7 protein-coding genes and 1 pseudogene are annotated in these 12432 nt (G+C 62.2%); 2 read left to right on the top strand and 6 right to left on the bottom strand.

The window, feature by feature from the left end:
* Positions 1-120: 120 nt before the first annotated feature.
* From PQR53_RS14395 to PQR53_RS14370, 6 genes and pseudogenes are all read right to left on the bottom strand, one after another.
* Positions 121-2295 carry an O-linked N-acetylglucosamine transferase family protein gene (locus tag PQR53_RS14395; RefSeq protein WP_408454960.1) on the bottom strand — a complete coding sequence of 725 codons (2175 nt, stop codon included), beginning with the start codon at positions 2293-2295 and terminating at the stop codon, positions 121-123.
* Positions 2296-3003 (bottom strand): annotated as a pseudogene (locus tag PQR53_RS14390) (LbetaH domain-containing protein); the annotation flags it as partial.
* Positions 3004-3069: 66 nt separating this feature from the next.
* The gene (locus tag PQR53_RS14385) at positions 3070-3417 is read right to left on the bottom strand and encodes a flagellar protein FliT (RefSeq protein WP_408454692.1); all 348 of its coding nucleotides are present in this window, start codon (positions 3415-3417) and stop codon (positions 3070-3072) included.
* A gap of 6 nt (positions 3418-3423) precedes the next feature.
* Entirely contained in the window at positions 3424-3858 is a 435-nt protein-coding gene (fliS, locus tag PQR53_RS14380; protein ID WP_179735098.1) for a flagellar export chaperone FliS, read from the bottom strand.
* A 60-nt stretch (positions 3859-3918) separates the two neighbouring features.
* The gene (gene fliD / locus PQR53_RS14375) at positions 3919-6282 is read right to left on the bottom strand and encodes a flagellar filament capping protein FliD (protein ID WP_408454688.1); all 2364 of its coding nucleotides are present in this window, start codon (positions 6280-6282) and stop codon (positions 3919-3921) included.
* 185 nt (positions 6283-6467) lie between these two features.
* Positions 6468-8672, bottom strand: a complete 2205-nt coding sequence (locus tag PQR53_RS14370) for a flagellin N-terminal helical domain-containing protein (protein ID WP_408454685.1) — start codon at positions 8670-8672, stop codon at positions 6468-6470.
* A 551-nt stretch (positions 8673-9223) separates the two neighbouring features.
* Between PQR53_RS14370 and PQR53_RS14365 the strand changes: the two genes are divergently transcribed.
* Positions 9224-11077: a tetratricopeptide repeat protein gene (locus tag PQR53_RS14365; RefSeq protein ID WP_408454682.1), complete on the top strand. Its 1854-nt coding sequence runs from the start codon at positions 9224-9226 to the stop codon at positions 11075-11077.
* Positions 11014-12423, top strand: coding sequence for an ATP-grasp domain-containing protein (locus PQR53_RS14360; RefSeq protein WP_408454679.1), 1410 nt, complete (start codon positions 11014-11016; stop codon positions 12421-12423). The genes PQR53_RS14365 and PQR53_RS14360 overlap by 64 nt, the downstream gene beginning before the upstream one ends.
* Positions 12424-12432: the final 9 nt, after the last annotated feature.

Genomic DNA, 12432 nt, shown 5'->3' with positions numbered 1-12432 from the left:
CACCGGCTATGCGCACTTGATTGGCCGATCAGATGGGTGAATTCGCGCCAATTCACGTCAACCAGGGCGGGTGCCGGCAGTTGCCGATTGCATGGGAAGAACGTTGCCACCGACACACTGTCAGAGCACTTCCTGACCCTGCGGCAACGACGAATCGAAGGCCACGGGGGGCTTACCTTCCGTCCAGCGTTGCCACATCAAGCGCAGTGCGCGCGACATTCCCTCTGCGACGACTTCCGGCTGGAAGTAAGCCGAGCGCGCGCAACGCTCACGCATGTGCGCGCGCAACTCGGCAAGCGTGGAAAGGTTGCTCGCCCAGTCGACACCTCTTTCGACGAAGTCGGCCGGGTCAGATGCAATGAACCTTTCCAGCGCCAGGTGCGACATGATCGCTGCGCCGCCGCGGCTAGCAGCGGATCGGCCAGGCAGCGTGAGCGTGGGTACACCCATCCAGGCGGCGTGGAAGGTCGTTGTTCCGCCCGCATAGGGGAATGCGTCGAGGCAGATGTCGACGGCGTGGTGCTGCTGCAGATAAGCGCGCATTTGCAGACGAGGGTGCGACTCCAGGCGAGTGCGGTCGATGCCCTCCTGCTCGAACCAGTCGACAAGCTTGGTGTAGCCATCCTCCGGTACCCCGCCAATCAGCATGCGTGCCGTCGGCACGGCGTGCAGCAGTTGTGCCCACAGCTTGATGACCGCCGGGCGCAGCTTGCTCATCCGGTTAAAGCTGCCGAATGTGACATACCCGTTGGCGAGGGCGGGCAGGCGGTTGATAGGCGGCGCCACGTCCGCGGGAACGAACGGCGCTGACGCGGGCAAGTAGGCGATCTTCTCGACGAATTGATTTTCGACCTCACCAGGCGTTACGAAGAAGCGGTCTGCAAAGTAGTAATCCATGGTGCGCATCCCCGTCGTAGCGGGGTACCCGATCCAGCTCGCCTGAATCGGAGCCGGCTTGCGCGCGAAAACTGGCAGCCGGTTGAAACCGGTATGCCCAGATAGGTCGATCAGGATGTCGATGCCGTCGGCGCGGATCTTGTTATCCAGCGCGGCATCGCTCATATGGGCGACAGGCGTCCAGCTGGCAAAGTGCTCGCGCAGTTGCTGGCTGACGCGGTCTTCCACTGTATTGTTGTAATAGGCATGGAGCGTCAGATCGCGCTCGCAAGCGAGATAGTGCAACACCGGGGCGAAAAACGACGCTACGGCGTGGTCGTATAGATCGCCCGAGACAAAGCCGACTTGCAGGCCGCGTTGCGGCTTGCGCACGTTCTTATGCGGCTTCCGGTAAGCACGAAGCTTGTCTTCGAGGAGGCTACCGAACCGGCGATGCTGCGCCATCAATTCCTGCTCATCCGCTGCCTCGTCATGGCTCATGGCGAACAGCAGGTTGCTGCGGACCATCGAGAAGTCCGGATCGATCTCGAGCGCCTGGCCGAACATGTCGCGCGCTTCCTCGATTCGGCCCAGTTGCAGCAGGATGGATCCGAGCGTCGCCAGCACCCGCGTATCGGCCGGCGCGATCTCGAGCGCGCGCCTCACGACCATCTCGGCCTCGTCGCACCGGAATTGCTGGTTCAAGGCCATGCCGAGCACGCAATGCCCTTCGACGCGCTCGGGCGCCAATTGGGTAAGGTGCCGTGCTTCGCGTTCGGCCTCGATGACCTTTCCCGTGTGCCGAAGGATGTCGGTGAGCGTCAATATGGCGTCATAGTCGCGCGGATCGAGTTCGCGCGCGCGTCGCAGTGGGTCGATTGCTTCATCGATCTGAGTCAGGGCGACTCTTGCGAGCCCCAACACGCGCCAGCCGAGTGCATGATGCGCGTAGCGCTCCGTGAGATCGTGTGCGGCCTTCGCGGCTTCCGCTGTGCGGCCATTTTTTAAGAGCGTCACCACTCGCTCCTGTTCAGCCGCCGTGGGCGCAGGACGAGCCGCCGCGGGCAGCAATTCGTCGGCTCTCTCAAGCGGGCCGCGCGCGGCATCGGCGCGCCCTTGCTGCAGCAGCGCGCTGCCCAGCGCTTGCCACCCGTACGCATGCTCCGGCAACATGAGCGTCATTTGCCGGGCGACAGCTTCCGCTTGCTCGTGTTGTCCCAGCTCCCGCAGCGCCGTCAATGTCGCGATGAACTCGTCAGCGAGTGCTGCGAGTTGCGCGGCGGGCAGGGCGCCTGACGGCGCTCCTTCGGCTGCCTCGGCCGCAATGGCGTCAGCCTGATCATGCGTGTCGAGCTGTGTGGCTTGGGTGAGATGCAAGGCATGCAGTGCGTTCAGCGGGTATTCGGCCGCCACGCGCATCTGTTCGATAAACTGATCTTTCGCTTCCTGCAGCGCCGCCAGTACGTCTAGCGCCCGTCCCTCGTCCGCGGTGAGATCGACGAGGAATGTGTCATTGTTGCGCTTCACCCAGTCCAATGGCATATCCCACCAGGCGAGTTGCAATAATTTCTCTCGGACCTTTTCGGAGAAGCGAAAGCGTGTCAGACGTGCAGGGGAGCCGACATAAATGCCATACGGCTCGCTGCGGAAATTGGGCGGGATGACCGCTCTTGCGCCGATCACGCAGCCGCTTTCAATGATGCTGCCGCCGAGGAACAATGCCTCATCACCAATCCAGACATCGTTGCGAATGATGGTGTCTGTATATTGCGGAACGGGAGAGGACGCCAGTCCCATGCCAAATATGGCGAGCATACTGGTGGAGATGGTCCGCACTTCGTGCTGACCATTCAGCACGAAGCGTAGCCGTTGGCCGCCCGACACGTACTTGCCGATGACGAGCTTCTGATGGTTTGAGTCGTACTTGACTATCGAGCCGGTTCCGAGTCCGGAACAGCGGCCGATATGAAATGACTCAGGCTCGGTGAGGTCACCGAGCCAATTCTGGAAAACCGATTTGGGAATGGTCGAAAATGCCCCATCCTTGAAGCCGATCACCGTGAAATGTGTCGACAACGGGTGGTTGGAAAGCACCCCGATACAATCGTCCGAACTAACAATATTCATTGGCACCTGCCGTGATGCTGCGGGGCCCGCCTCACGCCCGTGGATGACGGGGCGCTCCGGGCGCGTTTAGCCGTGTGCCGAAAGGCCGTACATTTTGTGCAGCGCGCGCGTTTGGCGGCCGCTCTCCAGTAGCGCGGACAACCGCGCGAGGCGCGGCGCCGCCAGTTCACGCACCGCTGTCTCGTTTGAGAGGATCCGCCGGGTCACGTCGTACTTGCGCGCGCGCTGCGAGTCGTCGAGCGGGACGATCGCGTCGACTGGCCGCAGGGTATCGGCCAGCGCCGAATACTGCGTCTGCAATTCAATGACGGTATCCCAGTTTTCTTCGCGCGCTGCGCCCAGCATCCGTTCCGATGCGTGGAGCACGCTGTCATAGCGCATAAGCAACTGATCGGCTGTAGTGATCGCTTCCATATCGAATCAGGCGGAGGTAGTCAGTTGTGTCAGGCCGGCCGAGTTCTTGAGCTGGGGCTTGATGCCAGTCCAGCCTTCCTCGATGGTCGCGAGCAGGCCGTCGATTTCATCGAGCAGCGCCGGGTCGTTCTTCAGATTAGCCTCGAGCAAACGGCGCGTCATATAGTCGTACAGCGCATTCAGGCGCTGCGCGAGATCGCCGCCCTGCTCGAGATTGAGGCCCTGCTGCAGGCCCCCGCCGACGATCGCGATGGCTTGCGAAATCAACTTGCCTTTCAACGGAATGTTGCCGTTTTGCATGTGCACGCGGCCCATACGGATCGCGCGGCGCGCGCCCTGGAACAGCAGCGCGACCAGTTCATACGGGCTTGCGCCGTTCACGCTGGTTTCGAGGCCAACGCGTGCGTAACTTTCTGCTCCAAACTTACCTGGCGAATACATGAATGCGGTCCTCTTCTTGCGGGTGGGCCGGCGCACGGCTTGCGTTGCGGCGTGGTTCCGTCAACTGGATGAAGTGGACGGGTTGAAGGTCAGTTGCAAGAAGGTCGCGGTCGATTGCATCTGGACCACCATTGCGTTCATTGCCGAGAACTGGGCCTGGTATTGTTGCTGCACCTGCGTGATGTATTGCTGCAAATTCGTTTGTTGGGTCTGCAGCGACGTAATTTGCGTATTGAGCGTGTTCGTCGCAGCCGTGATCGAACCGCTGGTCGCATTGGTTGCGTTCGCGACGATTCCGTTCAGCAGCGAAGCAAAGCCCTGCGAGTAGTTGACCGCGCCGAGTGGGCCGGTGCTGGTCCCGGTCACGAGAATCTGCAGGCCGGCCGCCGGGCCGGTGTCGCCGACTGCCAGCACCTGACCACTGCCGGTTGCCGCAAAGCCGCCGATCGTGCCTTGCACATCGACGCCGGTAGTGGTTGTTTGCGTGCTGCCGAAGAGCTGCGTCGCACCCGTGCCGCCGATCGAGACCGACGACTGCGAGCCGTAACTCGTCGATGTCACGCTGAGCTCGCCGCTGGCGTTCTGGGTCACGTCGACCGAGACGCCGGCCAGCTGCAGCGTGGAGTTGGTGTTGATAGCGGTCTGCATTGCCGTTGCAAGCTGCGAGGGCGTATAGCTGCCAGCCGCAAGCGTGACGTTTGCCATCACACCGTCAACCGTCACGGCCAGCGGCATACCGCCGGACGGGATGGTGGTCGTCGAGTTGTCGACGTTGCCGCCGAACAGCTGGGTCGCGCCGGTGCTGCCGTTGTCGGCAATCGACATGGTCTGATTGCCGCCGCCCGCCGGCGTCACGCTCAGTACGCCGTTGTTCTGGGTCACGGTGGCGGCGGAACCGATTGCGGTTTGCAGCATGTTGACGACGTCGTCAGGCGTAGCGTAAGTGCCGGCAGCAAGGCTGACGGTGGTCGGCGTGCCGCCTATCGTCAGCGTAAGCGTGGTCCCCGCTGCGATCGTGGTCGGGCTGCTGAGCGCGGTGGTGCCTGTCGCGGTGTCGGGTGCCGACGTGCCGGTGAAGGTCCCATGGGTCGCGGCCTGCGTGATGTTGACCGCATACGAACCGGACTGCGTGTTCGTGCCGCCAATCAGGTAGGCGACGTTGCTATTGGTCGCGGAGCCGGCGGTGCTGAACAGCGCGGCGAACTGGCCCGGATTGCTTTGCAGTGCCTGAGACAGCGTCGAATCGTTGACCGACAATGTGCCGTCGCTGTTGAGCGAGATACCGACGTCCGCCAACGACGAATAGCCGCTGCCAGTACCCGACAGCGCGCTCGCAACCACCTGTTGCAACTGGGTCTGGATCTGCATCGTGGTGGCGTCGCCGATCAACGGGCCATTGGTGCCGCCGGGATTGTAGGCGGTCAGGCTGTTGATCGAGCTTTGCAGCGTGCTGTAGGCCGATACGAAACTGTCGATATCGGTCTGGATCGAACTCGCATTGTTTGCGATCGTGAGCGTCGACTGGCCCGTCTGCAGGAGGGTCAGGGAGATGCCCGGCAATGCGGATCCGACGTTATTGCTCGAACTGCTGAGCGCGAGGCCGTTGACTGTCAGCTTGGCGTCCTGCGCCGCCGCGGTCTGCGTGATTGCGGCGCTGGCTGGGGTGCCGGTGGCGGGCGGGTAGGTCAGCAGCGAACTGATGCCGGCGTCGCCTTGCACCGAGACCTGCATGCTTTCGTTCGCGCCCGTTGTGTTCGACGTCAGCACGAGCCGGTAGGGCGTGCCGCTGCCGTCGTTGACGATCGACGCCGTGACGCCGAGGTTGGCGCCATTGATGGCGTCACGCATGCCGGCGAGCGAGTCGTTGCTGCTGTTGATCGTGACGCTGCCGCTGGCTTGCGACGGATTCGGCGTGAAAGTCGTACCGTCTTGCGTGCCGAACGTAAACGTGACGGTCGAGCTGCCGCTGCCGCTCGAGAGGTGCGAGTTCAGGCTGGCCTGGCCCGCCGTCGCGAGCGACTGGGCCTGGGCCAGTTGCGTCGCGTTGATGGTGTACTGGCCGGTCTGGGCGCCGACCACCGCGCTCGCGGTGAGCGCCGACGTATTGCTGGAGGTCGCGCTGAGCGTCTGGAACTCGGTGGGCTGCGTCAGTTTCGCCAGCGCTTGCTGAAACGTCGCGAGTGCCGAGCTGAGTTTGCCGTACGCGGAAATCTCCGTCTGGACACCGGTTACCTGGTTTTGCAGTAGCGTGAGCGGGATGCTTTCGATCTGCATCAGCCCCGTCAGCACCTGGCTGATCGGCAAGGTGGTGCCGAGACCAAGGCCGACCGACGAGATGATCGACGCGGGCGACGGCGTCGACGTCGATGTCGACGAACTGCCGGTACTGCCCACGCTGCTGGTCGGAGAGATCGGTGTAGACATATTGAGCCTGTGTCCTCTGAAGCGGCGCATCGCGCCGGCGTTGCGTCGAAAGTGGCGGTGCGTGAGCGAGGCTGCCAGCATCCGCTGCTTGTGTGTCGGTTTTTGACGTGGCGCTCCGGGAACACCGCCTCAAAAACCGGCCGGCGCATACGCGCCGGCCGTCTACTACCTGCTTACTGACGCTGTTATTGCAGCAGCTTCAGAACTTGCTGCGGCAGCTGGTTCGCCTGCGCGACCATTGCTTGAGCGGCTTGCGACAGCACCTGGGCACGCGACAGCGCCGACGTTTCGCTGGCGTAGTTCGTGTCCTGGATCGACGACTGCGTCGACTGAGCGTTCTGCACCGACGAGCTCAGGTTCGAGATGACCGACGTGAAGCGGTTCTGCACCGCGCCCAGTTGGCCTTGCAGCGTGCTGATCTGGCTCAGCGCGGCGTCGACGGACTGGATGGTCTTCTGCGCGTCGGCCACCGTCAGCACGTCGATGCTTGACAACGAACCGGTGGCCGTGGCCGTGTAGTTCGTCGAGTTGGCGGCGCTTTCGAACGCGCCTGTCGTCGCCCCTCCAGCCAAACCGGTAACGAACGCGCCGCCGCCGGAATCAGCCTCCGTCACGGTTTGGCCTGACGTGTTGATAATGACCAGCTTGGTGCCGTTAATCGTAGCGCTGATGCCTGCCGCCTTGAGAGCGGAGTTGGCGTTGATCGAAGCTGCGGCATCGTTGACAGTCGCACCCGCGTTCGGACCAGTCGTGGCGTTGGTCAGAGTCTGGGTGTAGGTGGCAGAACCCACCGTGAACGTCATCGTGTTAGTAGTCGCCGCCGTCGGAGCCGTGTATGCAGCGGATCCCGTCACGACCTCTGCGTTGTCGAGGCCTGAGTTGAAGCCAGTGCCAGTGCCGGTATTGGTATCGGTAATGGCGAGATTTTGGCCCGATTTGTTTGTGACGACGAGGGCGCCTTTCGAATTTACGCTCGCGGAAATGCCGGCCTGTTGGAGTGTCAGGTTACTGTTGATACTCTGAGCGATCGTGGTCGAGGTGTCTGTGACGCCCACCGTAATCGGAACCGGAGTGGTAGCAGCGCTACTGCTGGCACCGACATAGAAGTTGATCGTACCGCCATTAGTGCCAGCTGCGAAAGAAGTCGAGGACGTGGTCGTCTGGACAGCTTGCAGCGAGTCGGCTCCGTTGGTCGAATTGTCGTACTGGCTCGAAATGTCGGTTGCAGCGGCGCCCGACAGTTGAACCCCACTAGCCGATGCCAGCGTGACGCTACCGCGCAGTTGACCAGAACTGAACGAGCTAGCGCCGCTGAGGTTCGCCAGGGAACCCGCCTGGCCGTTGATAAGGATGTTCGAGCCGGCGTTGTTGGCGAGGCCACCTGTGATGTTGGCGCCAGTCGTGCTTTGCGTCACGAGGACGTTGCTGCCGTCGGCTGCATTCAGGGTGAAGGTCTTGCCGTCCGATCCCAGCGTCGCCGTGACGCCGGTGGTACCCGACTGCGCGTTGATGGCGCTGATGACGGTCGTGGCGGTCACAGTCTGGCCGACGCCGACCGACAGGCCGGTCGATCCAAAAATGTTCGTGCCGTTAATCGACAGGTTGTAGTTTTCGGATGCCGTCGCGGCGGCACCGTTGGTAACACCCGTGTAGACGAATTGCTGCGAGTTGTTCGCGGTTGCCGTCAGACCGGAAATGTTGGAGTTATTGACGGCAGCAGCGGCAGCGAATGCGCTGTCGGCCGTCTGACCTGCGCCCGTGCCTGCGACTGCATTGCCCACCGTCACGCTGGCAGCGCCGCCAACCGAGACGTTGAGGCCTTCGGTCGACAGGCCGCCGTTCGTGCCATTCAGCGAGAACGTCGTGCTCGAGGTCTGGCCGATCTGCGAAGTCTGCGTGCCCTGGCTCAGGTTCACTGCGATCGTCTGACCGGCGTTCGCGCCGATCTGGAAATTCTGCGAGCCGAACGAGCCGTCAAGGAGGTTCTGGCCGTTGAAGCTGGTCGTCGTCGCGATCGTGTTGATCTGCGCGAGCGACTGTTGCACTTCCTGGTTCAGCGCCGCGCGGTTTGCAGCCGTGTTCGACGCGTTCGATGCCTGAACGGCGAGCTGGCGGATCGTTTGCAGGTTGTTGGTGATCTGCGTCAGTGCGCTTTGGCCGGTTTGCGCCAGCGAAATGCCGTTGTTCGCGTTCTGCTGCGCAACGGTCTGGCCGTTGATCTGCGCTTGCAGCGTGGTCGCGATAGCCAGACCAGCGGGGTTATCCGCTGCGCTGTTGATTGCGAGACCCGACGACAATTGGGTGATCGCGCTGGTCACTGCGGCCTGGTTGTTCAGCAAATTGTTCTGCGCAATCTGCGACGCAATGTTGGTATTGATAACCGTAGTCATTCAATTACTCCTATATCCAATGATTTGCACATTCCGGCAAGCTCGCCGTAACGTACGGCCGTGTGATGCGATGTCCATTTGCCGTCGTTAAGTGGGTTATCGGATACGTTCTGGAAATCTTTAATGGGGGTATCTCACGAATGCCGCAACATTTCGCGTTTTTGAAAGCGCTGGATTCTTACGCGAGGCCGGTCCATTGCCAGTCTCGCCAGGCCAGCGGAACAGCTTGATCGCACTATTGGGCCGGCTTTATGCCAGTCGGGGCGGGAGCTGCGGCGAGGTTGCAGCTCACGGATCGGCTTCCTTCGCGCGAACCCCTGTTGGCCGCCCTGGCGATGCGCCCTGCATCTGGGCGCAGATGCCTTCCCGCCGCGTTATCGCCTCGCTCGGCCCCTCATGACCGGGCGCAGTTTGGTCACATGATGCCGAGATATAGCAAGCAGCGATTCCCCAAGTTGGCGCTAACTTAAGCCGCTGTTCCGACCTTTGTCGCCGGTCGCCCTGGTACAGAATGACGGCACTCGCCTGTTCAACACCCCTTGGTTACGCTAATGACGGACCCGCTTTGTCAAATGTGCGCCGACCTGCCTACCGGTCAGGAAGTCGACGCATACGCCGATGCGCACGCGAGCGCGCCCGCCTTGCTGCGGCTCGCCGCGATCCTCGATACTCAATGCCGCCATGCGGACGCCGCCACGCTTTTAAAGGCTGCACAGATTGCCGCACCGGCATTGCCCGGCTTGCAGGCGCGACTCGCGCTTTCACTTTCGGCCGCCGGCGAACATGCGGCGGCGCGTAAGCAGTTTGAAGTCGTCCTGGGGGGCGATGCATCCGCCCATACGGCCAGTGTGGACAATCCCGCGGTAGCGTCGCGGCTCCAGCTTGCCTATTCGCGCACGCTCCTCGCGCTCGACGCGGCGGACGAAGCGCTGACGCAAGCGGACCATGCGGTTGCGGGCAATCCCGAAGATGCATGCGCTCACGCCGCGCGCGGCGACGCATTGGAGGTGCTGCAACGGTTGCCGGACGCGCTCACCGCCTACCAGCGCGCGCTCAGGCTCGATCCGTCATTGGCATGGGCGCACTATGGCGCCGGCAAAATATTTATAGAGCTCGGCCGGCCCATGGCCGCGTTGGAGGGGTTGTCGCGCGCCCTGGCGCTTTCGGAGCACATGCAGCAAGACGCTGACTCAGCGGCGCAGGCTCTCGCGCCGCTCAGCTTTTCGTGTTTGCCGGTCCACGCTTTATCCACCTCCGCGATCTGCGAGTCGATCGGCCTGGCATGGGCCAAAGGCAGTCAACTCGCGCAAGCACTGCCTTGGTTCGAACGTGCGCTGGACCTCGAGCCCAACCGGGCGACTGCTCTGCGCTATATGGGTAACACGCTCGCGATGATGCGTGCCGACGACGCTGCCCTGGCGTGCTTTCAGGCGGCCCGCCGCGTGCGTCCTGACTGGGATAAGCCCTGGCTCGACGAGGCTGGCCTGCTGCTGCGTCGAGGTGACTATGCGGAAGGCTGGCGTGCATATGGCAAGCGCGAAGGGCAGCGGATGCTCGAAACTCTGCCGTCCTGCTGGTCCGGCGAAGAGCCGCTCGCCGATAAGACGATTCTGCTGATTGCCGAACAGGGCCTCGGCGACACGATCCAGTTCGCGCGTTATGCGCCGCTGGTAGCGGCGCTCGCGCAACGCGTGATCCTCGAGGTTCACGCGCCGCTGCGACCGTTGTTCGACGAAGTGGCCCGAGACTGGGGTGTGGAGATCGTTGCGCGCGGCGACGCGCGACCCGATGGCGACTATCAATGCTTGCTGCTCAGTCTGCCGCGGACACTCCGGACGACGCCTGACACCGTCTCTGAGCCGAGCGCGTATCTTCGCGCCCCCGCGGCGCGGCGAGCGCCTTGGCGCGAGCGGCTTGCGGCCCGCAGCGCGACGGGGCGATTGCGGGTTGGTCTCGCACCGGCCGGCAATCCGCAGTTCAAGAACGACGCACTGCGCTCGATTCCGCTCGCTGCTTTCGAAGCCTGCTTTGACTTGCCGGGCGTTGACTGGGTGATCCCACAGCCGGAGATCCGCGACGCGGATCGCGCGGTGTTGGAGCGGCATGCCAACGTCATCTCGTTTGGTGCCCAACTGGAAGACTTCGCCGATACGGCGGCACTGCTCGAACAACTCGACCTGGTGATCTCGGTGGACACGTCGATCGCCCATCTGGCCGGGGCACTCGCGCGCCCGGTGTGGATCCTGCTGCCGCACTTTCCGGATTGGCGCTGGATGCACGATCGCGACGACACGCCCTGGTACCCGAGTGCGCGGCTTTTTCGCCAGACGGTAGCGCGTGATTGGGACGGGGTGATCAAGCGAGTGCGCGACGAGCTTTCGTTACGCGTCGCGCAGTTCGCGTGAATAGGCGGCTATTTCGTCCTCTGTTCCTTCGTTGTGTTCCGTCCGATTCCAGTAGTCTACGTTGGGCCTCTCACCCCGTATCACTTTATCGAAGCGTCTCATCCATGAATCCTGTTCAAACACCGCTCACCGCGGAGGCAGGGCACCCACCGCCTTATCAGCCGTTGGGTCTGGCCGCTTTGCTCAGAGCAGCAACGGCGGGAAATGATCTCACGCCACTGGGGGAACGCTTGCTCGCGCATAGCGAGCGCTATGAGGATCCGTACGTCCTGCTCGATTTGTCGCTGGTGCTGCAACTCAAATACCAGAAAGCGTCCGCACTCACCGTCCAAAACCTGGCAATTCAAATGCGCAGGCATTACCGGCTAAAGAGTGCGCACTCGGCCGAGGCACCGGTAAAGGTGCTCGTGCTCAAATCCCCTGGCGATCTCATGGCGAATACGCCGTTTGAATGCCTGGTTGAGAACGCCGACCTTCAGGTCGACGTGTTGTACGTCGATGGAGATTCGCCTGAGGACGCGAGTTTGCCGGAACACGATGTCATTCTCGTTGCCGCGTGCGCATTGGATGAAAACGCCGACGCGCTCGCTCGAATTGCAGCGCTGACCCGTCGCGCTGATTGTCGGGTGCTGAACCGGCCCGAGCGCATCTCGCACACGACGCGCGATGCCGCCTATGCGCTGCTTGGCAAGGTTCCGGGCGTTTGCATGGCGCACACCGTGCGGCTGTCTCGCGAGCGGATTCTCGAAGCCGCGTCAGGCACGTTCGATCTGTCCGATGTGCTGGACGGACATTACCCTTTCATTGTGAGGCCGGTGGGCTCGCATGCCGGACAAGGGCTCGTGAAAGTGTCTGACGGGCTTGAGCTTGCACGTTATGTGGACGGCACGGACGTTCAGGAATATTACGTCGCACCGTTTATCGACTACAGCAGCCCGGACGGCTTGTTCCGTAAGTACCGGATCGTGATGATCGAGGGCGCGCCTTTCGTTTGCCATATGGGGATTTCACGCGAATGGATGGTCCACTATCCGTACGCCGAGATGATTGCGCACCCTGAGCGGCGGGAGGAGGAGGCGCGCCTGATGGCAAGTTTCGATTCGGACTTTGCGGTGCGTCACCGCGAAGCGTTTCGCATGATTGCTGAAACAACTGATCTGGATTACGTAGGATTCGATTGCGCCGAAACGAGTGATGGCCGCCTGCTCATCTTCGAGATTGCCACTGCGATGGTCGTGCATGACATGGACGATCCTGGCAAGTTTCCTTATAAGGCGTCGCAAATGCGTCGAGTCTTCGATGCATTTCAGCAGATGCTGCGCCGCGCGGCTGCGGGCTCATGTTAATCAACCGAA

This window comes from Paraburkholderia fungorum (assembly GCF_046027605.1).
GTDB lineage: Bacteria > Pseudomonadota > Gammaproteobacteria > Burkholderiales > Burkholderiaceae > Paraburkholderia > Paraburkholderia fungorum_F.
This window is presented reverse-complemented; position numbering and strand designations above follow the sequence as displayed.

Excerpts from the sequence above, each read along its gene's own strand:
- PQR53_RS14365 (WP_408454682.1), top strand. The coding sequence starts at position 9,224 with ATGACGGACCCGCTTTGTCAAATGTGCGCCGACCTGCCTACCGGTCAG.
- PQR53_RS14370 (WP_408454685.1), bottom strand. The coding sequence starts at position 8,672 with ATGACTACGGTTATCAATACCAACATTGCGTCGCAGATTGCGCAGAAC.
- fliD (WP_408454688.1), bottom strand. The coding sequence starts at position 6,282 with ATGTCTACACCGATCTCTCCGACCAGCAGCGTGGGCAGTACCGGCAGT.
- PQR53_RS14395 (WP_408454960.1), bottom strand. The coding sequence starts at position 2,295 with ATGCGCGTGGCGGCCGAATACCCGCTGAACGCACTGCATGCCTTGCAT.
- PQR53_RS14385 (WP_408454692.1), bottom strand. The coding sequence starts at position 3,417 with ATGGAAGCGATCACTACAGCCGATCAGTTGCTTATGCGCTATGACAGC.
- fliS (WP_179735098.1), bottom strand. The coding sequence starts at position 3,858 with ATGTATTCGCCAGGTAAGTTTGGAGCAGAAAGTTACGCACGCGTTGGC.